This is a genomic window from Paenibacillus sp. FSL M7-0134, assembly GCF_038007865.1.
In the GTDB taxonomy this organism is placed as follows: Bacteria; Bacillota; Bacilli; order Paenibacillales; family Paenibacillaceae; genus Paenibacillus; species Paenibacillus polymyxa_B.
Genome location: NZ_JBBOXV010000001.1, coordinates 39855 through 64564, shown reverse-complemented (window position 1 = coordinate 64564; position 24710 = coordinate 39855). Strand labels below are relative to the sequence as shown.

Here is a 24710-nt window from a genome sequence, read left to right as displayed (position 1 = left end):
TTCTGATCTAGAATGAGAATCAATATCATTTACTTCCGATGCCAGTACCATATCATGAGGAAACCTAGATTGCTGTGATAAAACTCTCTGTGAACGACAAGTCTGCTCGTTGTCCCATCTGTTATATAGGCGTGTATAATGTCACAACCTGTCTTGAACTACTCCCTTACTCGTCTGCAACCGACAAAACTAGAGCGTTTGGGGCAACTGTTTTTATGGTAAGATATAGCTGTTTACAACTATGCTAAGAAGGGCAGGAACGCTCTGTATGAACAGAAAAATCGGGGTTAGGCTTGTAAAATGTCTGGTTGCGGGTGCAGCGCTGGCTGTGTTGCTGCCGCAGGCTGTGGAGTGGGGTAGCAATGTGTATGCGGCATCGACCAAGCCGGCTCCATCCGTATCATCGCAGCAGCTTCAGAACAAGCTTTTACAGGCAATGGCTACGCGGAGTGAAACGCTGACCTTTACATATCAAGGGCGAGTGAACGGTCTCAAGCAACAATTACAGACGGCCATCCAACAGGCCATGGAGAGCGATCCGTATGTGAATTATACGATCAAAAGCTACGCATTCAGCTATACAGGCACAACGACCTCCGCTCAGGTTACGATTCGTCTAAGCTACCGGGAGACGAAGGAACAGACAGCATATGTGGATAGCACAGTTAAAGCAGTGCTGGGGGATATTATTACGAAGGGAATGACGGATCATGAGAAGGTAAAGGCCATTCATGATTGGATCGTCGTTCGCCTGAAGTATGATGAATCACAACAAAAGTACACAGCCTATGATGGCCTGAAAACGGGAAGCACAGTCTGTCAGGGTTATTCACTGCTGGCCTATAAAATGCTGGAACGTGCAGGCATTACGAACCGGATTGTGGAAGGAAGAGCAGGGGGCCAGCTGCATGCCTGGAATCTTGTTTTATTAGATGGTCGATGGTATCACATGGATACGACATGGGATGATCCAACCCCGGATCGCGCGAACGAGGTAAGCACTTCATATTATCTGTTGACGGATACCGAAATGCGACGGGATCACTCATGGGTTAAGCCGTATCCTCAGGCGAATACATCGTATCGGGAAACCTTATCAGCACTGGTAGCTACCGGAGGATCAAAGGCTGCTGTGTATCAAAAACTGTACAATAACCTCGAATATCCGCTGCAAGACGGCAAGGGTCTGGTTAAAACATCCGCCGACATTAAGGAACAGGTGCGTAAGATTGTAAATAAGGGAGGGACGACACTTACCTTTGCCTATCAGGGAACGGAGCGAAGTCTCAAGGAGGATTTACAATCCTTATATCAACTCGGTTTGAAATCCATTTCCTATCAGATTACGGATCTAGGAAGTACCGGCAATCTTCGTGTAACCCTGAAGTGGACCTAATCATCTTGCTGTAAAAAGCTACATTAACAAAGGAGTATTCTATTTATATGCACAAGCGTTCCTTTACCTACTTGCTTGGCACGCAGACTATGTCCAATGCGGCCGACATTCTTTACATTATGGCACTTGTGTCTCTGGTTTTTCATGAAACGGACTCGATCTTCTCTTCGGTACTCGTCCCGTTGCTGCGAATGGGGGCACAGATGATCAGCGGCTTTTTAGCACCGCTCATTTTGGTCCGATTCCAGCTTCCTTTTATTTTATTCGTTTCTCAGTTCGGGCAATTGGCTTTCTTTGCTGTTCTGCTGGGCCACTTGTGGTCAGCGGGTACGGAGCCGATATGGGTGATGGTGTTTACGTTGGTGGCAGCCATGTCCTTTCTGGACGGATGGACCACGCCTGCGCGTAATGCGCTGATTCCCCGCCTTGCGTCTGGGGAAGGACTCATGCGGGCAAACAGTCTGGTATCGGTCAGCGATCAGACGGTGCAATTAGCGGGGTGGGGGCTTAGTGGTGTGCTCGTAGCCATGCTAGGCTCAGAAAAAACACTACTGGTGGCCGGCGGGCTGTATATGGTAGCAATGATCTTCACCAGTCTGATTCGAGATCCACTAGAGGGCAAAGCCCATTATTTGCTGCAACCTGGAACACGGGTGCGAGGTGGAGATGTCTCAGTTTCCGAAGCTGTAACTGAGTCCGGGCAAGGGCATCATGACTTGCCTCCTGCACGGTTGGAAGATACACTGTATGGCCCGGAATCAGAGAGCACCGCACTACCTCCCAAACGTAAAAAGGAAATACTCCGTGAAGGCTGGAGCCTCATCGGAGCCAGTCGCAGACTGAAAGCTCTTATTTTTATGGATATGATTGATCTTCTAGGAGGTTCGGTTTGGGTAGGCGCGTTCACGCTTGCTTTCGCTCAGCAGGTTTTGCACAAGAGCGAGGCATGGTGGGGATACATCAATGCAGCGTATTTTGCAGGAGCGATTGGCGGCGGCATCGTTGTTCTCGCCTGCGTCAAGCATTTGCAGCGCAGACTGCTGCCCGCCATGCTGGCGGGGATGGTAGGCTACGGGCTGCTGACAGCGTGGTATGCACTGAACACATTACCGCCGCTGACACTGCTTATCGTGTTGTTGATGGGACTACCTGCGGAAATGTCCGTCGTATCCCGCCGCACGATGATGCAAATGAGTGTGTCCGTACATGATTTGCCCAAGGTGCTGTCTGCCCAGGCCACACTGACAAGTTTGACCTTTTGTATATCGCTGCTGTTAATGGGCTGGATTGCAGATCATCTGGGCATCGTTAATTTGTACTTGTTTTCTGCAGTGCTGACGCTGATTGCTGTTATATACGGTATTTTTAGTCGTCGTGCCTTATCCATGTCTTTGTCAGCTTCTTCTTCCAAATAAACAGAAAAAGCCCGTCTCCGGGCATATACAGGTGAAAATGCGGATAAACGGTCTTGGACCAGGTTTACCAGCGTGTTTTTCCTGATATGTGGAGACGGGCTTTTTTTACTGTTTTCTATTATTTATCCGAAGAAGCATCTGGACTCAAATCACATTCTTTTAACGGAACGATTTTAGTACGTTTGGTCCATTTGTAGCCGAGCCACAGCAGAAGGAACAGCGGCACACTCATGTACGTAGCGATCATCGTTTTCCAGTCAATCTCCTGTCCGGTGAAGGCATCCGCCCCTTGCCCGATAATGACAATGATACACAGAGCGAAGGCGAACAACGGCCCAAACGGGAACCAGCGGGCTTTGTATGGCAGCTCACTTAGACTGTGACCCTGTGCAGTAAAGGCACGGCGGAAACGATAATGGCTGACCGCAATCCCGACCCACGTAATAAATCCACACATTCCGGAGGCATTCAGCAGCCAGTTATAGACTACACCGTCTCCATACAGAGAGGCGAGAAAGGCCAGCATACCGACAGCGGTCGTGATCAGAAGCGCGTTCATAGGAATGCCGCGTCTATTGATATGTCCGAGGAAACGCGGGGCTTTACCTTCCCGTGCCAAAGCGTACAGTACCCGAGTTGCCGCGTACATACCCGAGTTACCTGCCGACAATACGGAAGTCAAAATAACGGCGTTCATAACAGAAGCAGCAATCGCAAGCCCTGCTTTTTCAAATACGAGCGTGAACGGGCTGACCCCGATGTCACTGATGTCTCCCCGCAGCAGATTCGGATTGGTGTACGGAATGATCAATCCAATCACGAGAATCGCCAGAATATAAAAGAACAGGATGCGCCAAAAGATTTGACGGATGGCGCGCGGCACATTTTCACGCGGATTTTCGCTCTCTCCAGCGGCTACCCCAATCAGCTCCGTTCCCTGAAAGGAAAAGCCCGCTGCCATGAATACGCCCAATACAGCAAAGAATCCGCCATGGAACGGGGCGTCTCCTACCGTGAAGTTGGCAAAGCCGATCGCAGGGCCACCCATAATGCCAAAGATCATCAGCACACCTACAGTCAAAAAGATGACGACGGTCACAATTTTAATCATGGCGAACCAGTATTCAGACTCACCGTAGCCTTTGACGGTCAACGCGTTGAGCGCGAAGATTACGGCTAGGAATAACAGGCTCCACCAGGCAGAGTGGCTTTCCGGGAACCAGTATTTGATGAGCACGGTCGCTGCTGCCAATTCGGCAGCAATCGTCACTGCCCAGTTGTACCAGAAGTTCCAGCCCATGGCGAAACCAAAAGCCGGATCGACGAAGCGACCTGCATAGGTGTTAAAAGAGCCAGATTCAGGCATAAATGTAGCCAACTCACCGAGGCTGGTCATAAGGAAGTAGACCATGAGACCAACTGCTGCATAAGCCAGCAGGGCACCACCGGGTCCAGCTTCGGCAACCGCGCCTCCACTGGCGAGGAACAGACCTGTTCCGATAGAGCCGCCGAGGGCGATCATTGTCATATGGCGGGCTTTGAGACTTTTACGCAAGGTTGCGTCAGGTGTTGCTTTGTGTTGCACGTTCAAACACTCCTTCATGAAATTGTATTTCATGTCAGGGCAAGAGCCAGAAGGAGGGGGAGTATATAAATCAAAAAACCGCAGGGAATACGCCTGCGGTCTTGTCTATGCATTCCGCACCATACCTTCTTCTATAACAAGATAGCTCAACACACGTGTCTGTGTTAGGACAGCGTGTGACAGTTCTGCTCCTTTCGGTTAGCAGCCCCAGCATTCGGAGTATTTACAAAGAGTCAGCTCCGCATACTTCGGCGGGTGTACCTTTCCACTGGAATCTCAGACGGCTCTTATCGTCTCCTCCGGTGTACTGATTACATCCGCGACCTCTACCTCATCATAAAACAGGGTTGATGAGGTGTATGACATGATATTTTATTGTATAGCGAACTACAGTATATCGTACCTGTACATCTTCTGACAATCGACAATTTTTTGAAAATCACTCGTAGAATCTTAAATTAAGAGTTCCGCTTGGCCATCTGCTGCCAAACCGTTCCCGCGGCTTGTTCGCCTGATTCGATGCGCTCCAGCGCCATTTTAGCCTGTAGACTAACCTCAAATTCGGGATCATCGACGGCCTTCTCCAGCGCATCACGCGCATCCTCGGTTCCAACCTCGTATAAAAAACGTGCCGCCCGCCAGCGCACCAACTTGCTGCTATCCGACAGGGCTCCGATCATTGCGCTGGTAGCGACCGGGTCGCCGATGTCCGACAACGTGTCGCCTGCGGTGCGGCGTACTGCCGCTGAAGGATCGCGCAGTGCCTCGGCTAGCAGATCCATCGCCTCCGGTGAGCGAATATCGCCCAGATAGACGACGCCCAGCCGCCGCAGCTGCATTTTGTCGTCATGCAGCGCTTGCCGGATTAGCGGCAAATGCTCGGGCGTCGGTTCCAGCCGATCCAGAGCAGCGTAGCGTGTGCGCCAATCCTCGTGCTGCAGGGCCTGCCCCAGCTCAGCATCGCTCCACTCGCGGCGTTCCTCTACGAATTCGCTGTTGTTTGCGCCGTGGGCAATCGCCTGTTGGATAATCTGCTCCAGCCGCTCTTGCGGAAAGGCTGCCTCCAATTCCTGCTCGACCTCGCGTGCAATGTCCGGTAGTTCACCATAGCGGACGCCGTAATCACTCAGCTTGCGTTCCTTAATCAGCGTTGCACTCGCTACACGGGTAACGGCTTGCACAAAGCGGTCGGACAAGGAAATTCGTTCCTCCTGCTGCCCCGCCTTGACTCGAATTTGCATAGGAATGCCGCGAAATAATTGCACAAAAACCTGTGCCTCGCCAAATGCCTCTCCAGAGGTTTCCTCTGGCAAATCCCAATTGGCGTCAGCGCCTTCCTCGCCTAGCCGATCCCGGACTTGACCCAAAATAGTGGACCAGTCTGCATTCCCTTTGCGGTCAAGGGCTACAAAGTCGGTCGTGTGAAACACGCTTTTGACCCCTTCAATGCCCAGCATGCGCCGGATAAATGGAGGAGCGGAACGCTCATTGTCCCGTGTATATGTTCTGCGGATACCCGCTTCCAGTCGCTCATCCAGATGCAGCATCATGGTGTTCGGACTGGGAGTTGGCTCGATAGATGTTATTTTCATAGCTCAGTACAGCCTCCTGTTCAAAAGTTATCCATATATAGCTTATCTGTATTGTAACTCATTCTGCGAATGTCTCCAAAGAGAAGTTCGTGTTTATGAGGAAAACACAATGACATATCTCACACCAACTCACGTAAACATGGCTGATGAATATGGAGGTTTTTTTAATAAAAACAGGATGCTATATAAGCCGAACTCGAAAAATTAACATGAAAACGGAGTAGGTGGAATGGTGCTGTACAAGCGTAGCGGTCGCGATGAAAAGCACCATCCGACTGCGCAGTGGCGCTATAGGTAGCTTTTAAGTTCGGTTTATAGTTCGATGCTGTCTATGCATTCCGCTTCAGCGGATCGTTCTGGTGGCTGGGAATGAGCAGGGAGGCGATAAAGCCTAGAGACAGAACAGCTGCCAGCAGCATAAATGTAGTCGTCTGATTACCGCCATTATCCATCAAGCGAATGGAAAGCACAGGAGCTAGACTTGTACCGGCAAACAGGATGAAGGTATATAGTGAGACAGCTATAGCCCTCGCTGCACCGCCGAGCTGACCGACGATTGCTATGAGTGAAGGAACACTCAGGGCAATGCCGCTGACAAAGCATACACTCAATACCACGATAGTCATAAGAGAGTGTGTCATTCCCATCAGCGCCAAACTCAGAATGGAAAGAATAAGAGCTGTACGTAATATAAGGTGCACACCATATTTCTGGGCTAGCTTTCCGGCGAATGGTGAAAGGAGCATGCCGATGATACCAGCGGATCTGACATAAAGCATCTGTCGGCTATTCAGGCCAAATTCAGGGCCGCCAAGATAGCTACCCAAAACCGTATACATGCTCACAAAGGACATCAGGAGAACAAAAGCAACCGTATAGCTTAACCATAAAGGATACGAGCGCAGAACGGCCCCCAACTGACTGAAAGCTGACCAAATGCGAACACCTCGTTGAGGGGAGGGGGTTTTAGGCAGGAAAAAAAGGACGATTAGGAAGGTAATTGCATATAAAATGCCTAGCATCCGAAATACCGGATTCCACCCCATTTGCTCGCTAATGACAATACTAAATACCTGACCAGCGATACCTGCTACTAGAAAACCGGTGCTGATAAAGCCGATAGCCGTTACCCGTTTTTCGGTCGGGAACATATCGACAGCGTATGCAAGAGCAACGGGAGAAAAGGTGGCCGCAGCTAAACCCTGAAGCAAGCGCAGTGTAACTAATACAGAATATTGACTGGTTAAGCTGATGGATAACGAAATAATCGTTAATGCGAGCAGTCCGGTGACGATAACCTGCTTTCGTCCAAAGCGGTCAGACAATCCACCATAAACAAGACATCCCGCCGCAAAGCCTAAGGAAAAGATACTGCCCGGCAGGGCTGCTTCAGCAAGCGTTTTTCCAAACACTTTAGCAAAAAGAGGGACCAAAGGGATCGTCACATACAGGCTGGAAATAACGGCAACCGCTGACCAGCATAGGATTACAGTCATCCATGCATAAGGGAGAGCCACATTTTCTTTCTGTATAACGGTATGATTGGTTCGTAATTTACTCATCAATTGAACACTCCTTGATCATAAAATAAGCAGCTTGTTGATACGCGCAATTAAATATATTAGACAACCTAATTATATGTTTAAAAAAATTTATCTACCCACCCCCAATCTGCCTTCCATATGATGATGGATTTTTTCTATAATCCGCGAAAAAACGACCTGCTCCTCTGGCCCCAAAATACTCGCTAGAGAAGCACAAGAAGACCAAAATACAGGGAGCACCTGCTGTACAAGATGAGTCCCCGCTTCTGTAATGCGTACATGAATTTTGCGTCGATCTGTAGAATTATGTTCTCTGATAATCCATCCTCGTTGCTCTGTCCAGTCCAAGATTGATGTAACAGATGCACGACGGATTCCCAGACGGTCGGCAATCATAGAGGGGCTCATCTGAGCCTGAGATTGGTGTAGTGTCAACAGCAACAACAGATCTAGCTTACTCTCTGTGAGGCCGTAGGCAGATAGATCTAGATCGATCGCGTCCAGCACGTTATCACCCGTCCACAGCAAGAAGAGACCAATGCGGGCAAGTTGTCGGTCCGTTCCTGCAAGGGCAGTTTGATCCATTAACTCCAGATAAGGTTCTGGACCCAGACGGGGAAGGGGTTGCTGGACGGTGTCCCGCTTACTTTGTTTTGGTGGCATAAGTTCACCCTTTTCATATAATTAGGTTATCTAACTATATATCAATATAACGTATTGAAATGCATAAGACAATATCTGAAAAGAAATACGGCTACATTCAATACAGAAGCAGGGTTAAAACTCGGAAGAATGAACCAAACTGTGAATAGGTTACCAAAATGCGCCAATAGATAAGTGAAGGAGGCGTTCCTATGTTCCGCAAGCAGGAAAGAACGCTCATTATTGTATGTATAGTAATTGCGGCCATTATGCTATATGCCGTAATTAAAAGCATAGCTCGCTTGACTCCTTAGTTGGTAATCCAGAGTGATCCGCGATGTTTAAAATGTGAAATGAAGGAGTGAAACCCATTTGTCTTCATTGGACCCTGTATTGCTAAGCCGGATGCTGACCGGAATTACCCTGTTTGTTCATATCGTATTTGCATCCATCGGCGTTGGCGTACCCTTAATGATTGCACTAGCAGAATGGCGTGGGCTGCGAACCGGTGATCCGCATTATACACTGCTGGCCCGACGGTGGGCGCGAGGGTTTGTCATTACCGTTGCCGTGGGTGTCGTTACAGGCACCTCCATTGGTCTACAGCTCAGCTTGCTTTGGCCCACCTTTATGCGGGTGGCTGGACAAGCGATTGCGCTGCCCCTGTTTTTGGAGACGTTTGCTTTTTTCATCGAAGCTATATTCCTGGGCATCTACTTGTATACCTGGGATCGGTTTAAAAGCAAATATTTTCACCTGATGCTGCTCATCCCGGTAGCGATTGCCTCATCTGCATCAGCGGTTTTTATTACGACTGTGAACTCGTTCATGAACCAACCTCAAGGTTTTACACTCAAAAATGGAGTCATGACTGATATTCATCCCATCCAGGCCATGCTAAATCCGGCTACCCCGACTAAAGTTTCTCATGTACTGGCTTCTTCGTATACATTGAGCGCTGGGGTGCTGATGGGACTGGCGGCTTACAGCATGCTGAGGGGACGTAATCACCCTTATTTCAAAAAGGCGCTGAAGCTGACTGCCACCTGTACCATTGTGTTTGCCATCAGTACCGTGATGATTGGAGATGCATCCGGTAAATTTCTGGCCAAATATCAGCCAGAGAAGCTGGCCGCCGCCGAATGGCATTTTGATACGATGACGCACGCGCCCTTCGTATATGGCGGATATATGGATAAGAACGGTGAAATCAAGTATGCGCTGAAAGTGCCTTATGCACTTAGTGTGTTGGCCGGGAACCTGCCCAGTACGGAGGTCAAGGGCTTAAATGATTATCCCGTAGATGAGCGTCCGCCACTGTCTATCCATTATATGTTTGACCTCAAAATCACTACAGGGGTGCTGATTCTCGTCATTCCACTGTTATATCTGATCCGCAAGCGTTTGCCAGGTCGCAAACCATACCCCAGATGGCTGCTGTTGGCGCTCATTTTGGTGGGGCCGATGGCGATGGTAGCTATTGAGCTCGGATGGATGTTTGCGGAGGTCGGTAGACAGCCGTGGATTTTACGCGGATATATGAAAGTCTCCGAAGCAGCGACCACTTCTACGAGTGTCGGGTGGATGCTGGTGCTGTTTGTTATTTTGTATCTGGTGTTGTGTTTCTCGGCCATTAAGGTACTCAGCAAGCTATTCCGCAATAAGGATGCGGTAGAAGAGATAAGGCAGCTGGGCCTGGAAGGGGCTGAAGGCAAGTGAGCTATGAGATTGTAGGTATCGCCATTTTGTGGACGTTCCTGTTCGGATATTTGCTTGTGGCATCCATTGATTTTGGTGCAGGGTTTTTCAGCTTTTACAGTGTGTTAACAGGCCACCAGAACAAAATCCACAATATCATTCAACGGTATCTGTCCCCGGTGTGGGAGGTAACAAACGTATTTCTCATCTTTTTTGTGGTGGGATTAAACGGGTTCTTCCCGGATGCGGCATATTACTATGGTACGGCGTTACTCGTTCCCGGCAGTATTGCGATTGTGCTTCTTGCCATCCGAGGAGTGTATTATGCATACAATACGTATGGGCATTCCGGTAAAAATAATATCGTCTACATGGCGTTATACGGTGCGACAGGGTTGCTGATTCCGGCGGCACTATCCACGGTTCTTGCCATTTCGGAAGGCGGCATTATTGTAGAAAACAGCACAGGTGTTCATCTGCAATGGGGCCAGCTATTAAGCAACCCCTACACGTGGGCGGTTATTATTCTGGCGCTGGTGAGTGTATTGTATATCTCGGCGATGTTTTTGTCCTTTTATGCCAAAAGGGCAGGGGACAAGGTTGCTTTCGAAATCGTACGAGGGTACGCGTTGCTCTGGAGTGCTCCTACGATTTTGGCGAGTCTGCTCGCATTTTTTCAGATTAACAAACAAAATCCAGATCATTTTACCAATATGCTGAACATAGCCTGGATGTTTGTTGCATCCTTCATATGCTTTGCGGGAGCAGTTTATCTGGTATGGCAGCGGCGGCATCTGGGGGTTTCATTCATATTGGTGATGCTGCAATTTGCATTTGCCTGGTATGGCTACGGCCGCTCGCATCTCCCGTATGTTCTGTATCCCTACATTAATGTCTACGACAGCTTTACAAATTCTACGATGGCGTATGCATTGATTACGGCGTTTGTTGCGGGTCTGCTGGTGCTGATCCCTTCGCTAATCCTGATATTAAGATTGTTTCTGTTCGATGCAAAATATGTGCGCGGACATGAAGGGAAGAAAGGGTGAGTTAGAGTGGCTGCTTTCGAGCATTTTACGATTATGTACGAGTCACCTATCATTATTGTCGTGGCGATTGTGTTTTTGTTTATTTATTCGGCACGCTTTAAAAATCCACAAGACTGACAACAACAGGTGGAACAGGCCTTCCTGATTGATTCGGGAGGTCTGTTTTTGCTGTTTATCGCAGAATTTCCTTTACAGACGTGATTGAATTATACTTTACATATATCAGGATGTTGCATCATTTTATGTTCACACTCGAGTGACAATATATAGTTAAATTGAACCGCTGCGTTTTTTGGAGAACGGGTTCATCAGGGAGGGAGCTGCATCATGCCCAAAGTTCGTTTTAACAATATGGATCATGTAAATACCGATAAAACAATCAAGCAATTCAGACAATGGCGGCAGGAGCGACGCAGCAAAATAAAGGATTATACGTTCGTTGTGCCGAACCATCCCCCGGAGCTGGAATTTCTGCATAGCAATCGGGAGATGGCGACAGCGACCTGGGTGGGACATTCCACCTTTTTCATCCAGTATCATGGGCTGAATATCGTCACCGATCCGGTATGGGCAGAGCGTATGGCTTTTGATAAAAGGTTGGCTCCGCCCGGCATTCGTATTCAGGATGTACCACCACTGGACATCATTCTGCTGTCTCATTCACATTATGATCATTTACATTTAGAATCGTTGCGGAAATTATATCGTGCAGATACGCTGATGCTCGTACCCACGGGGTTAAAGGCGAAAATGATCCGCAAAGGTTTTCGTAACTGTCATGAGCTGCAATGGTGGGAGCATTTTACGGTAGGAGGGGTGCGATTTACGTTTGTTCCAGCCCAGCATTGGACACGACGCACGCCGTTTGATACGAACACTTCGCATTGGGGGGGATACGTTCTGCAAAATGAGCAGCAGGTGATTGGCTCTGCCACGTCCGTCACGGAACCTCATCCTCATTCGAATACAGATTCAGAGCATACACCGACGTTGTATTTTGTGGGAGACACTGGATATTTTCGTGGGTTTAAGGAGATTGGCGAGCGCTTTGCCATTGACCTGACCTTTATGCCGATTGGTGCGTATGAACCGGAATGGTTCATGACCTCGCAGCATGTGACACCGGAGGAGGCATTGCAAGGGTTTGTAGATTGCGGCGCAGATCAGATGATTCCGATGCACTACGGAGCCTTCAAGCTGGCGGATGATACGCCAAGAGAGGCGCTGGATCGTCTCGAAGCGGAGCGTGAGCGTATGGGTATTGCGAAGGAACGCATTCATGTTCTGGGGCACGGAGAGACGCTGAAAATTGGACGTCGCTGCTCAACTACAATCTGAGGAATTCGACATAATCCTTATAGAAAAAGCGACTCTGCGGACAATTGATATTGTCTGCGGAGTCGCTTTTTTTGTTTTTAGGCTGTGATGCAGGATTAAACTGCTTCCGTATCACTCGCCAAAGAGGAATCGCTGTTGGCGATGGGATGACGAACGATTTTAACTTCATAGAACGTGATTTTATTTTCAATAATATAGTCCGGAATTTGACGGTGGCTATGGGATTCGCGGAATGCTTCGCTTTTCGTCCAGCCTTGGAAGTTCTCCTTTTCTTTCCAGCGTGTACTGATCGTTACTTCCTCATAATCCTTCGTGTTTTCAGTCAGCAGCACTTCCAGACCGAGAAAACCTTCCATTTTTTCAACTTTTCCTTCTTTGTTAAATCTTTCGATGAGTAGATGTGCATTGCCCGGTGTGATTTTAGATGTATTTGTAACGATAACCATATTAAATTCCTCCTGAATGATGTGGTATGGTCGGTATAATAACCGGATAGCCATTCTCAAATTTGATGGTAGCGTTCATTTCATAAATGTCGCGAAGAAAAGCAGACGTCAAAATCTCACGGGGTTCGCCGGCAACGGCGATTCGTCCCTTTTTAAGCGCAATCATATGATGACAATAGGCCGCAGCTTGCTGCAAATCATGCAGTACCATAACAATCGTCAAGCTGGACTCGTGATTGATACGCCGCAGCATATCCATAACTCCAAATTGGTGGGCGATATCCAGAAAAGTGGTCGGTTCATCGAGCAAAAGAATATCCGTTTGTTGGGCCAAGGCCATTGCAATTCGTGCTTTTTGTTGTTCACCTCCCGATAGAGTATGGAACATCCGATCTGCATAGGGCTGGATGCCCGTGATCTTCATGACATGGTCCACGATTTGCTGGTCCTGTCCGGTATGGCGTACCCTCAAGCCCTTGGCATGAGGAGATCTTCCGTAAGCGACCAGCTCGCGGACCGTCAATAACGGCAGCATATCCTTCATTTGCGGTAGCATTGTAATCGTCTGGGCAAAATCACGCCGCTTGTATTCCTGCACGGGCTTGCCGAGGATGGAAACCTGACCCTGATCCTGCTTGAGCAGCCGGGTCATAATCCGCAAAAGCGTGGACTTGCCTGAACCGTTCGGTCCGACGATCGCAGTGAGCTGACCAGCGGGCAAGGTGATATTCACATCGTCCAGCTTGAAATACCCATGTTGTAAGGAGATATGCTCACCCTGAATGGCTGTCATCCGAAACTCCCCCGTTTCTTGAGCAGGATTAAGAAGAACGGTGCTCCGATGACGGCTAGCAAAATACCTACAGGCAGTTCAATCGGGTCAAACCAGGATCGCGCCACCGTATCTGCGAGAACAACCAGCGTTCCGCCGCCCACAATGGAAAGGGGAAGGAGGAACCGATAATCTTCCCCGATCAGCAGCCGTATGACATGGGGAACGACCAGTCCTACAAAACCGATTAACCCGGCTACACTGACTGCTGTACCGGCAAGCAGGGCAGAAAGCAGGATAATGAGCATGCGTTGAAGCTCTACTCGCTGGCCCAGCAGCTGTGCTGAATCGTCGCCCAGCAGCAGTAGATTAGCAGGTTTAATCGCAAAGAAAGAGGCGATTAATCCAATGATGGCGTAAGGAGCCATGAACTCTAGATGATGCCAACTTCTTCCGTTTAATCCGCCGGATAGCCAAGGAAGAACGGCCTGTACGCGGTCGCTGTACATGACCATTACGCCGTTGGTGAGTGCGCCCAGCAGCGCGTTGATCGCAACGCCAGCGAGCACAATTTTAACAGGCGATGCCCCTCGGTCCCAAGCCAGCAGATAAATGACGATTGCGCTCAGAAAGGCTCCCAAAAAGGCGGTTATCGGAAGAAGGTAGCTGAGATGTGGAAGCATCACCATCGTAATGACGGCGGCAAGTCCACCTCCAGCCGATACACCAATAATGCCAGGGTCAGCCAATGGATTTTTCATAACACCTTGAAGAAGTGCTCCGGAAGCTGCAAGACAAGCTCCTACGAGTAAACCTACTAATACTCTGGGTAGCCGGAGATCCATCAGGATCGTGCGATATGTAGATTCATCATTATGTAGCAAAACATGATTAATTTCTTGAAGTGGAATCGACACCGAACCGTAGGCCAGACCGTACACAGAGACGGCCAGCAGTAGAATCGGAAGGGTAATCCAGGCGATGGTGCGTCTTCTGGCGCGCTGTAGTTTGTTCATCGCCATCGCCTATTTCGCCGGATACAGCTTTTGATGCATCAAATCCAGCGCTTTAGTGACACGTGTGCCCGGATTCGTACCGAACAGATCTGAAGGTAAAACCTCGACCTGATTATTTTTGACTGCTCGGATTCCGTTCCAAGCTGCATTTTCCTGCATTTCTTTTATAAATGCGGCTTTAACATCTTCCGTATTGCCATGGGTCATGATGAAGATGTAGTCAGGGTCAGCCTGTATGATGCGTTCTGTGTTCAGCTGCGCATATTGCGGGAAATTTTGCAGGCCCGGAAAATCAGCGGCGATGTTGAAGCCACCTGCAGCTTCCAGAATGTTTCCACTCAGTGAATTCGCAAGTGCCGCCATATACGTAGCCGGGGCTCCGTAGACTAGCAACACCTTCGGTTTAGAGGCAGAAGCGGTTTCCTTTTGCAGCTTAGCTACTTGTTGGTCAATTTGCTGGTTCAGCTTCACGGCCTGAGCCTGCTTTTGCAGTAATTGTCCGAACAGCGTAATTTGCGACTGAATATCGTGAACTGAATTGGCTCCCGTCAGCAGCAGCTGTGAACCGACTCCTTCAATGGCTGGAATGTCTTTTTCATTCATAGGATAATTGCCTAGCACGACATCCGGTTTGAGCATCGTAATTTTCTCCAGATCGACTTCATGAGTGGAGCCTACTTGCTGAACGTTCTCAGCAGCAGGTACGATGGCAGGTCCATTGGAGTTGGGCCTGCCCACGGCAGTTCCACCCAATGCGTATATGATATCCAGATCGCCATTGCTGAGCGCAATGATATGTTGAGGGACCTTTTGAAACGCTAACGTCCGTTTTGAAAAATCAGTAACTTGAATCGCCGCACTGCTTGTCGTGCCAGAAGTGGCAGATACGGATGCACTGGTTGGTTTGTGATCTGCGGTCGAGGCACCATTACTACATCCGGTAACTGCCAATAAAAGCGCTGCGGACGACCACAACACATAAGATTTCATGTTATTCCTCCTGCAATTTTCGAGTTAAACAATAATGATAATCATTTTCATTTATGTATAAGAGAATGATAATGAATATCACTGGGGATTGTCAATTGAAAAAAGCAAATTTTTAAATAAATTTTGAACTAAAAATAAAAGGGGTATATTCGAATTATAGAAGAAGGAACTACAAATTTTTCTTAAAAAATAGCATATATCAAGGGGTTATGTACATGCAAATACATATTGACATTTTCGAAAAGTGTAAGATATATTGGTGATGGGTTTACTTTATTTTGCGAAATTCTGGAATAGAAAGGTGGGAAGACACGGCTCAAAAAGAGCTATTTTTTTTAATTATCAATTGAGAATGATAATCAATTACTTAAATTCTCGTGGGGAGGGACTGCTGTCATAATGAAGAAGGGGTATTCTGCAATTATTGCTGTGTTTCTGCTGGTGAGTGTGCTGAGCTTTTGGCTAACTTCGTCATCTGTAGTAGCCGCTGCGGCTTCTCCAAAATTGGCGGATGGTACATACACGCTCAAATACAATATCCTCAAGGCAGAAAATGATTCGGTGTCCATGGCTAATGATTATTTTGAAAAACCAGCTAAGTTGTATGTAAAAAAAGGTCAAATGACCATGCAAATTAAGCTGAATCATAGCGAATGGACAACTGGGTTTAAAGTAGATTACAAAGGCAAAATCATCGATACAAAGGTCATCCATAAGGATGCCAAAACCGATACCCGCATCGTACAATTTCCAATTACGAGTGTGAACAGCCCGCTAATCTCTAAAATTCATGTTACTGTCCCTGCGTATAACTACGATCATGACTATACGATCCGCTTCGCTTTTGATTCCAAAAGCGTCAAAAAAATAGCAGCCGTCCAGTCAGCAAAATCAACTAAATCTTCCAAGAAGTAAATTCAAGCCATCTTTATCGTTCATAAAATCAACACAAATTAACGCATAAAAAATTGAGGAGTGTGTGTAGATATGAATATGGTAATGAATCGCTTTGAGCAATTTTCTTTTAAGAAGGTATTTGTAGCATTGATCATGACAGCGCTTGTTTTTGCACTCGTTGCTCCATTCTCAGCTAAAGCGGCAGCAGCCGACGGCACGTATAACGTAGACTATACCGTTCTGAAGGATCAAACCAATGAAACTTCTCGATTGGATAGCTACCTGACGAAGCCTGCTCAGGTTACGGTAGCTAATGGCAAAAATGTCGTTCGTCTGACTGTGAAAAGCAGCAATCTGATTACAACGTTCAAAGTAGAGCAAAATGGCGTACTGCAAGATGCGACTGTAGTAAGCACAGATACTGCTAGCAACACTCGTGTAGTGGAATTCGAAGTTGCTGATCTGAATGCAAAAGTGAATGCTTACGCTGAGATCACAATTCCAGTAATCGGCTACACAGGCAAGTACGATGTACAACTGCAGTTCGACGAAATCTAATCCAAAATAAAACGTAAAAGGAGATTAAAAACATGAACATGATTATGAATCGTATGGAAAAATTGTCTTTGAAAAAAGTAATGCTTACTGTACTGATGGCAGCGCTTGTTTTTGTGGTACTAGCTCCATTTTCTGCCAATAAAGCGAATGCGGCTTTGCCTAATGGAACGTATAACGTTGATTATACAGTGTACAAAGATGGTACCAATGAAACCTCATACATGGACTCAAACGGTTATGTCGCCAAACCCGCTACATTAATCGCTAATAATGGTCAATACAAAGTTAGAGTAGCTATTACTAAAAGTGCTTGGGTCACTGAATTCAAAACGCAACAAAACGGTCAGTATGTGAATGCGAGTGTGGTAAGTACCTCAGGTGATACAAGAATAGTAGAGTTCCCTGTAAGTAGTTTTTCCCAAAAATTGAATGTTAAGTTGCATGTAAGTGTGCCTAAAGAATACACTGGCGGCATTCCATATGATCACGATTACACTGTTCAATTTTTATTTGACGAAGATTCCATCTAATAGTGGAGTAATTATACATTGATCTTATACTCATTTGGAATTCTATTGAGCTCCAAATGAGTATATTTTAAGTAGGGGGATTAATACACTTGAAAAGGCAATTAAAAAAATACTTAATGACGTTTGCAGCTATTGTTATGCTGCTCTCAGTTGTTTTCCCATTTGCTCCGACCGTATCTGCTTCTGATGAGACAAGCTCATCAACTGAATCTGGTGTATCCGAGCCCTCTGTGACGCAAGATGTATATCCGATAGAGCCAAGTCCAGAAGAAGTGGTTCCAACAGTAGATGTGGCAAGTGCGTACACAGTAGCAGCCGCAGACTCACAGAGTTCCAGCACTGTGAAGGATACTAATGAATATTCTATTAGCTACGTTGTTAAAAGTGAAAGCAAGGTGTCAGGGGTAGTGACTTCCCCTTATAATGATATGTTCCTAAAGCCAGCTACGTTGACGGTTGAACAGAGTTCTACTGTAGGGCAGGCTACGTATCATGTTTCTTTAATTCTCGACAATCCTAATACTCCCTTTACAGATATCGAATTTAGACAAAACGGAGAAACCGTTCCTGCCCATATTTCAGATTTAGTAAAAGGGGAAAAGACGTATGAACCACGAACAGTAACATTTGATGTGTATAATTTGGAACAGAAAATTGATGTGAATTACAATTTAAATAATAGACTCAGACAAAACTGGATTGAATTTGATCCATCAACTATAGCTTTAAAAGAGGGACCCGTAACTCCCCCTACCCCTTCACCTGAGCCGGAAGTTCCCTTGAAACCGGGTGTCCTTAATTTTACAATACTGAAGGACAAATCAGAAGAAGTTTCTGTGATGGACGGTTACGCCTCAAAGCCTGCAAAGCTCGTTCAAAAAGGAGATAAATGGTATATTCAACTGACGTTTAATAACAGTAGCTGGATTCCTTCATTTCAAACAGAGCAAAACGGTAAATTTGTAGAAGCAGCAACTATTTCAGAGGTTAGTGACGCTAATCAGCGTACGGTTGAGTTTGAAGTAAGCAACTTATCCAATAAATTGAATGCTTACACTCATGTGATTGTGCCTGGTTTGGAACTGGGAGGAGTACCATACGATCATTGGTATCATGTTCAAATCAAGTTTGACACAAGTATTACACCTGACCCTAGTGCACCACCGACCTTGGCGGATGGAACGTACTCTATTAACTTTAATGCGCTGGATGCAACAAAAGATCAAGCATCGAGAATGGCGCAATATCTGGTGTCTCCAGGGACTTTGACGGTATTGAAGGGGCAAAAAGAAGTTTCCTTCACCATTAAAGACAGCACTACAGTAACGGAATTCAAAACAGAACAAAATGGAACGTTGACGGATGCGGATATTGTAAGTGAGGACAAAACAGCCAATACGCGTGTGGTGAAATTCAAGGTAGCGAATCTGGATACAGTTTTGAACGCACAAGTCCATATTCTCATGGGTACGTATAGTGCAGACCACAAAATACGCCTTAAATTTGACCAGCCAGGAACGGACAACGGTTCAACTCCAGTAACGTCAAATCTGGACTTTACGCTGTTAAAAGACGGTTCAAGTGAAAAGTCCATGATGGATGGATATACAGAAAAACCGGGTACCCTGGTTGAACGTAAGGGCAGGAAATATGTACAGTTCACTTTGAAAAAGAGCAAACAGATTGACGGCTTTAAAGTAGAACAAAACGGAGTATTGACCAATACGGCCGTAGTAAGCGAAAATCAAACGGCGAATACACGTGTTATCGAATTTGAGGTTAAAGAAGTGCCTGCCAAGCTGAACGCATGGGTAAGCATCAACTGGCCTGAGTTAAATTATGTGGAAACATATAATGTCGATCTCCAATTAGGAACGGCAACATCCCCGGTTGATCCTGGGACGCCAGGTACGCCTGGAAAAGTTTTAGCTGATGGAACGTATTCGATCCAGTTCAATGCATTGCACGCAACAAAAGATCAAAAATCGGCAATGGCGCAATATTTATTATCTCCGGCAACACTGACGGTATCAAAAGGCAAGTATGAAGCTTCCTTAACGATCAAAGACAGCGCCACAGTGACGGAGTTCAAAACAGAACAAAACGGAACGTTAACAGATGCAGATATCGTAAGCGTGGACAAGAAAGCGGACACACGTGTTGTGAAATTCAAAGTGGCCGATTTGGACGCTATTATGAATGCACAGGTACATGTGAGCACGACCTATCCAGGTGGGGTTTATGAGATGGATCATAAGCTTCGTCTTCAATTTGACCGCAGCAGCATTGCGGTAAAAGGAACAGACGGCGGCACAACTCCCGTGACTGAAAACGGCAGATACAGCATTGATTTCTCCGTACTCAAAAATGGAAGCAATGAAATATCTGTGATGGATGGCTATATGCAGAAACCAGCCACGCTGTTAAGACAGTCCGGTAAAAATGTGATTCAGATCAAAATGGACAAGAGCAGTTGGATTAAAACGTTCAAAGTAAATGGTGCAGAGGCTCAGGTTGTCGATCAATCGAGCTCCGCAGATACAAGAACAGTACAATTCGAAGTACCCAATCTGTCGGATAAAGTGACAGTGAATACGCATGTCATCGTACCTGGATTGGATTTGGGTGGTATCCCTTATGACCACGTATATGATGTGCAGTATCAATTCGAGCCTGCTACCATTCGCAGCTTTGTCGAGCCTTCCTCTTCGGGTGCAGCTGATCCCATTGTTAAATTGGATTTCGACAAGCTTGCCAATGGTAAATATGCTTTGAAATTCAGTATCGTTTTGTCTGATGGTTCCACAGGAGTGGATTCTCCGGCTCAACGCTTCATCACTGACGAATCGGCGCAATTGGTCGTGGAAGGCGACAAACGGTTTGTAGGTCTGAAGCTGCAAAACAGTAATGAAGTGAAGGCGCTGCGCATTTGGGACAACGCAAGCGGGGACTACCGAGACGCAGAAGTGACCCAGGAGGATGCAGCAAGCAATACGAAGCACGTTCGTTTTAGCGTGAATGACTTTAAAAACAATGTAAAAGGCCAACTGGTTGTCTATGAAGCCCCTAAAGTGGCAAGTGCCACTCCGATGGTCTTTAAGACTGAGGATCGGGTAGAGAAGGTATACGATTTTGAATTTAAATTTAACACCAGTGATGTTTCTTACTACAACGAAACTAAAGCAGACGAAGTAGAGCAAGGGAAAAACAACTTAGCGGATGGAGAGTACAGTGCGAACTTCCGTGTGCTGGCGAACGGAACGGACAAGGATTCTCTAGCGGCTCCTTTTGTACAGAGTCTAGCGAAGTTGATTGTGAAAAATGGGAAGGTTCAGGCTCATGTAACCGTTACGGACAACCAGGCTTTGAAGCTATTCCAAACGGATTTTGAAGGCCGTTATGCCAATCCGACGATTATGGGTTCGGACACCAAAGGTGACACGCACACTATTGCATTCGAAGTGCCTGATCTAGATAAAAAGTTGAGTGTGTACACACAGGTATATCTGCCTGAGAAATACATTCTAAATGAGAAATTCGGCGGACAGATTCAATTTGACCGTGCATCGCTTAAAGGTGAGGGAGACAATGCAGCTACAACTGCAACCGCTACTGAACCGACAGCAGCATCTACGGACAAGGCAGCAGAAACGACCACACCTGTGGCAGAAAAAAAACCAGTAGTTGAGCAACCGATTCAAACGGCTTCCGAGAAGCAATACACGATTAATTACAACGTATTTAAAGACAAAACGAGTGAAGCTTCCGTTATGGACGGTTATCTCGACAAGCCAGCCACACTGATTGAAAAGGGAGACAAGCGCTATATCCAAGTGACCTTGAAAAATAGCTCTTGGATGCCAACTCTACAAGTGGAGCAAAACGGTACCCTGAAAGATGTAGAAGTGATCTCGACATCCGGCGATACACGTGTCGTTCAATTCGAGGTAGGAGACTTGTCCCAGAAAATCAGTGCTTACACACACGTCATTGTGCCTGGCTTGGTCCTTGGCGGAGTGCCGTATGATCACTGGTATACAGTTCAGTTTCAATTTGATGAAGCAAGCCTGAAAGCGAAGTAGCCTCAGGTTGTGACATCAATGAAGCCCGAATAACAGCAAAGTTTGTATGCGAGCAAGTCTTGGTGCCCCGGCGTCAAGACTTGTCAGCATTTACATACCCGAGGAATTTTGCAAAAATCCAATAAGCGACTTCTAATGAACAATATGTAGATCGAAATGGTCTAGTTCGTCTATATATTGCACTTTGGAGCACTGGAATCGAATTTTGCAAAATCCGGATACCCGAAAAGTTGGGGTTCCTAATGTTGTTCTATATTTTGAATTGAGGTGACTGGATTTTCATGAAACGGTATATAGCATTGGCTCAAGGAAGATCGTTTTGTTTGTATATGTTAATCGGCATCGTGATCTTGTTGCTGGCTGGATGTTCGGGAGGAGCACAGGCTGGACAGAATCAGAGCGATGGTTCGAAATCAGCGGCAACATCTAATGCAACCGAAAAGTCGTCTGATGGTAAAGCTCAAGCTTCTCGTATTGTGGCAACTACGGTAGCTATTGCGGAAATTACGGATGCGCTGGGTCTGGATTTGGCAGGCAAGCCGACAAGCACGAAAGTGCTGCCTGACCGTTACAAGGATGTGCCTGATGTGGGTAATCCGATGAGTCCTGATATGGAAAAAGTGATGTCATTGAAGCCGACGGACGTACTGTCGGTGACGACACTGAAATATGATCTGGAGCCTAAATTTAAAGATTTGAAAATTAATGCCGAATTTTTGAATTTTGAAAGTCTCGCGAATATGCAAAAAGAGATTCAAAAGCTGGGAGACACGTTTGGCAAAGCCGATAAGGCCAAAGAGATTAATGGAGCTTTGGATGCCAAAGTAGCTGAGATTCAACAAAAAATCCAAGGGAAGAAATCCCCTAAAGTATTGATTTTGCTGGGAGTACCAGGAAGCTATCTGGTGGCTACCGAGCATTCCTATATTGGGGATCTGGTTAAAATTGCAGGCGGAACCAATGTGGTTCAGGGCGAGAAGGTGGAGTTCATTGCCCACAATACCGAAGCCTTGCAGCAATCCAACCCCGATATCATTTTGCGCGCTGCACACGGGATGCCGGATGAAGTAGTGAAAATGTTCGATGAAGAGTTCAAAACTAACGATATCTGGAAGCATTTCAACGCTGTGAAAAATGGGCATGTCTATGATCTGCCTGAACCGTTGTTTGGCACAACAGGGAATTTAGCGGCAAACTCGGCACTGGATGAGCTGATGAAAATGCTGTATCCTTCGAATTAAAGGAAGCTGATGACATGTCCAAAAAAGTATGGAGCCTTATTGTTGTAATTGTCTTGCTCGTTGGCGTCATGCTGTATTCAGCGATGACAGGCAGTCTCAAGGTGGATTTGAGTCAGTTGATGACCGGATTGTGGACAGGTACAGATGATCAGGTGAATGTGGTCAAGGACCTGAGACTACCGAGAATTTTCGTGTCCGTAATGGCAGGTGCAGCACTTGCAGTAGCGGGTGTTTTGCTGCAAGCCGTCATGAAAAATCCGCTGGCGGATGCTGGGGTTATCGGCATTTCTTCGGGAGCGGCTTTGATCTCGCTGATTGCGGTGACGGTCTTTCCTGCGCTTTATTTCTGGATGCCGTTCTTTTCATTTATTGGCGGTGCGTTAGCCTGTCTAATGGTTTATGGTTTTTCATGGAAATCTGGCTTGCATCCGATTCGTCTCATTCTGATCGGGGTGGCTGTGAACGCCATTTTTTCCGGCCTAGGTCAGTCGTTTAACTATCGAGGCAGTTATGCAGTCACTAGCATTAATCAGGTTACCACTTCAACCTTGTCTATGAAAAAATGGGTAGATGTCGAGGTTATTGTGACCTATGGCGGGATTGGGCTAATTTTAGCCATGCTCGTGTTCTCTTGGTGCAATTTCTTGTCCCTTCAAGATAAAACAGCTAAAAATCTGGGATTCAATGTAACGCGTGCACGACTTTTGATTTCTGTGATTGCAGTGCTGCTTGCAGCAACGGCTACAGCCATCGCGGGAGTGATTGCCTTTATCGGCCTGCTCGTTCCGCATTGTGCCCGCTACCTAGTTGGCTCGGATCATAAGTGGCTGATTCCATTTTCCGCCTTATGCGGCGGCTTGCTGCTGCTGCTCGCGGATACACTGGGGCGGACGGTGCTTGCACCCAATGAAATCCCGGCTTCTATTATTATGGCCGTCATTGGCGGGCCGTTCCTGATATTCCTGATCAGAAAGGCGGATCGTACCTATGGACATTAAGGATATAACCTTCTCATATGATCGGAAAACAGATCGTCTACATGCTATTAATGCTGTTATTGAGTCGGGACGGATCACTACCATTATCGGTCCCAACGGATGCGGCAAATCAACGCTGCTCAGCGTGATGTCCAACAATGCTGTTCCCCGCTTGGGCCAGGTGATTCTGGACGGCAAGGAGATAGCCCACTACAAGCCCAAGGAGCTGGCCCGTCAACTGGCGGTAGTCCATCAGCAGAACGAGGCACCTTCCGACTTGACTGTAGAAAAGCTCGTAAGCTTCGGCAGGTTGCCGCATAAGAACATGTTCACAGCGAGGCGTGACGAGGATGAGGAGGCGATTGAGTGGGCAATAGCCTGCACTAACCTGAACGAACGTAGAACTCGCACATTGGATCAGCTCTCAGGAGGAGAACGGCAGCGTGTATGGATTGCAATGGCCTTGGCACAGCGGACGCCAATTTTATTTTTGGATGAGCCGACCACCTATTTGGATATGTACTACCAGCTTGAAATTTTAGAGCTCATTCGGCAGTTAAACCAGGAACATGGACTGACAATCGTGATGGTGCTGCATGATATCAATCAGGCTATTCGGTATAGCGATGTGATGATTGCCATGAAGGAAGGGCGTATTATAGCGAACGGCCCACCTACAGAGGTCGTTACATCTGAACTGATCCAGACGATTTATGACGTGGAGGTCGTAATCAAACAGGATGATGAAGTCGGCATGTACCTCATTCCGTTAGGTGTCGGGGTTTCCTGACAATTACAAGCGCATGGAACATCAATGCCGCGACTGAATAACGCGTCTGTCCTAACGGCATCTCAACGAATTTAGAACATGAAAATGGTTCTGGTCCATGTGTTTGTCAGGCGACAATGGTGGAGACAGAAGCATTTTTTATTTTATTTATA

General features: G+C 46.9%; 21 protein-coding genes and 1 riboswitch. Of the genes, 13 read left to right on the top strand and 8 right to left on the bottom strand.

Going from position 1 to position 24710, the window contains the following annotated elements; translation table 11 throughout:
- Window positions 1-268 precede the first annotated feature (268 nt).
- Both NSQ58_RS00315 and NSQ58_RS00310 read left to right on the top strand, forming a co-directional pair.
- Complete coding sequence (locus NSQ58_RS00315) at window positions 269-1396, top strand: transglutaminase domain-containing protein (protein ID WP_023990307.1); 1128 nt, start codon at window positions 269-271, stop codon at window positions 1394-1396.
- 47 nt (window positions 1397-1443) lie between these two features.
- Window positions 1444-2811, top strand: coding sequence for an MFS transporter (locus NSQ58_RS00310; RefSeq protein WP_076264989.1), 1368 nt, complete (start codon window positions 1444-1446; stop codon window positions 2809-2811).
- Between the two features lie 118 nt (window positions 2812-2929).
- Here NSQ58_RS00310 and NSQ58_RS00305 read toward each other — a convergent pair whose 3' ends face one another.
- The 4 genes from NSQ58_RS00305 to NSQ58_RS00290 form a co-directional block, all read right to left on the bottom strand.
- The gene (locus NSQ58_RS00305) at window positions 2930-4396 is read right to left on the bottom strand and encodes an amino acid permease (protein ID WP_023990305.1); all 1467 of its coding nucleotides are present in this window, start codon (window positions 4394-4396) and stop codon (window positions 2930-2932) included.
- A gap of 134 nt (window positions 4397-4530) precedes the next feature.
- A riboswitch (Lysine riboswitch) is annotated at window positions 4531-4733 on the bottom strand.
- A gap of 121 nt (window positions 4734-4854) precedes the next feature.
- Window positions 4855-5988 (bottom strand): virulence factor, encoded by a 1134-nt coding sequence (locus tag NSQ58_RS00300; RefSeq protein ID WP_071558247.1) that lies wholly within the window; start codon window positions 5986-5988, stop codon window positions 4855-4857.
- Between the two features lie 329 nt (window positions 5989-6317).
- On the bottom strand, window positions 6318-7550 hold the full coding sequence (locus tag NSQ58_RS00295) for an MFS transporter (protein WP_071558248.1): 1233 nt from the start codon (window positions 7548-7550) through the stop codon (window positions 6318-6320).
- A 90-nt stretch (window positions 7551-7640) separates the two neighbouring features.
- A complete protein-coding gene (locus NSQ58_RS00290) occupies window positions 7641-8195 on the bottom strand; it encodes a MarR family winged helix-turn-helix transcriptional regulator (RefSeq protein ID WP_341056694.1) in 555 nt (184 codons plus the stop codon).
- 351 nt (window positions 8196-8546) lie between these two features.
- On the opposite strand from NSQ58_RS00290, the gene NSQ58_RS00285 reads away from it, so the two are divergent.
- The 4 genes from NSQ58_RS00285 (at window position 8547) to NSQ58_RS00275 (ending at window position 12259) form a co-directional block, all read left to right on the top strand.
- Window positions 8547-9893 (top strand): cytochrome ubiquinol oxidase subunit I, encoded by a 1347-nt coding sequence (locus tag NSQ58_RS00285; protein ID WP_023990301.1) that lies wholly within the window; start codon window positions 8547-8549, stop codon window positions 9891-9893.
- Window positions 9890-10921 (top strand): cytochrome d ubiquinol oxidase subunit II, encoded by a 1032-nt coding sequence (locus NSQ58_RS00280; RefSeq protein ID WP_023990300.1) that lies wholly within the window; start codon window positions 9890-9892, stop codon window positions 10919-10921. The genes NSQ58_RS00285 and NSQ58_RS00280 overlap by 4 nt, the downstream gene beginning before the upstream one ends.
- 6 nt (window positions 10922-10927) lie before the next feature.
- Window positions 10928-11038: a cytochrome bd oxidase small subunit CydS gene (gene cydS / locus NSQ58_RS26705; RefSeq protein WP_007432143.1), complete on the top strand. Its 111-nt coding sequence runs from the start codon at window positions 10928-10930 to the stop codon at window positions 11036-11038.
- Window positions 11039-11248: 210 nt separating this feature from the next.
- The gene (locus NSQ58_RS00275; protein WP_160788951.1) at window positions 11249-12259 is read left to right on the top strand and encodes an MBL fold metallo-hydrolase; all 1011 of its coding nucleotides are present in this window, start codon (window positions 11249-11251) and stop codon (window positions 12257-12259) included.
- A gap of 95 nt (window positions 12260-12354) precedes the next feature.
- Here NSQ58_RS00275 and isdG read toward each other — a convergent pair whose 3' ends face one another.
- Genes isdG through NSQ58_RS00255 form a run of 4 tightly spaced genes read right to left on the bottom strand, consistent with a single transcriptional unit; the run spans window position 12355 to window position 15483 of the window.
- Window positions 12355-12705: a heme oxygenase gene (gene isdG / locus NSQ58_RS00270; RefSeq protein WP_023990297.1), complete on the bottom strand. Its 351-nt coding sequence runs from the start codon at window positions 12703-12705 to the stop codon at window positions 12355-12357.
- 1 nt (window position 12706) lies between these two features.
- Window positions 12707-13498, bottom strand: a complete 792-nt coding sequence (locus tag NSQ58_RS00265; protein WP_341056693.1) for an ABC transporter ATP-binding protein — start codon at window positions 13496-13498, stop codon at window positions 12707-12709.
- Window positions 13495-14493: a FecCD family ABC transporter permease gene (locus tag NSQ58_RS00260; protein ID WP_176716867.1), complete on the bottom strand. Its 999-nt coding sequence runs from the start codon at window positions 14491-14493 to the stop codon at window positions 13495-13497. Before NSQ58_RS00260 ends, NSQ58_RS00265 begins: the two co-directional genes overlap by 4 nt.
- 9 nt (window positions 14494-14502) lie before the next feature.
- Window positions 14503-15483 (bottom strand): ABC transporter substrate-binding protein, encoded by a 981-nt coding sequence (locus NSQ58_RS00255; protein WP_341056691.1) that lies wholly within the window; start codon window positions 15481-15483, stop codon window positions 14503-14505.
- A 399-nt stretch (window positions 15484-15882) separates the two neighbouring features.
- Between NSQ58_RS00255 and isdC the strand changes: the two genes are divergently transcribed.
- The 7 genes from isdC (at window position 15883) to NSQ58_RS00220 (ending at window position 24558) form a co-directional block, all read left to right on the top strand.
- Window positions 15883-16398 carry a heme uptake protein IsdC gene (gene isdC / locus NSQ58_RS00250; protein WP_069080531.1) on the top strand — a complete coding sequence of 172 codons (516 nt, stop codon included), beginning with the start codon at window positions 15883-15885 and terminating at the stop codon, window positions 16396-16398.
- A gap of 72 nt (window positions 16399-16470) precedes the next feature.
- Window positions 16471-16938, top strand: coding sequence for an NEAT domain-containing protein (locus NSQ58_RS00245; RefSeq protein ID WP_029519187.1), 468 nt, complete (start codon window positions 16471-16473; stop codon window positions 16936-16938).
- Between the two features lie 32 nt (window positions 16939-16970).
- A complete protein-coding gene (locus tag NSQ58_RS00240; protein WP_023990291.1) occupies window positions 16971-17468 on the top strand; it encodes an NEAT domain-containing protein in 498 nt (165 codons plus the stop codon).
- 89 nt (window positions 17469-17557) lie between these two features.
- Window positions 17558-21550, top strand: coding sequence for an NEAT domain-containing protein (locus NSQ58_RS00235; RefSeq protein WP_341056686.1), 3993 nt, complete (start codon window positions 17558-17560; stop codon window positions 21548-21550).
- 281 nt (window positions 21551-21831) lie between these two features.
- Complete coding sequence (isdE, locus tag NSQ58_RS00230) at window positions 21832-22791, top strand: heme ABC transporter substrate-binding protein IsdE (RefSeq protein WP_076264993.1); 960 nt, start codon at window positions 21832-21834, stop codon at window positions 22789-22791.
- Between the two features lie 14 nt (window positions 22792-22805).
- A complete protein-coding gene (locus NSQ58_RS00225; RefSeq protein ID WP_028541843.1) occupies window positions 22806-23789 on the top strand; it encodes a FecCD family ABC transporter permease in 984 nt (327 codons plus the stop codon).
- On the top strand, window positions 23779-24558 hold the full coding sequence (locus tag NSQ58_RS00220) for an ABC transporter ATP-binding protein (protein WP_341056685.1): 780 nt from the start codon (window positions 23779-23781) through the stop codon (window positions 24556-24558). The genes NSQ58_RS00225 and NSQ58_RS00220 overlap by 11 nt, the downstream gene beginning before the upstream one ends.
- Window positions 24559-24710: the final 152 nt, after the last annotated feature.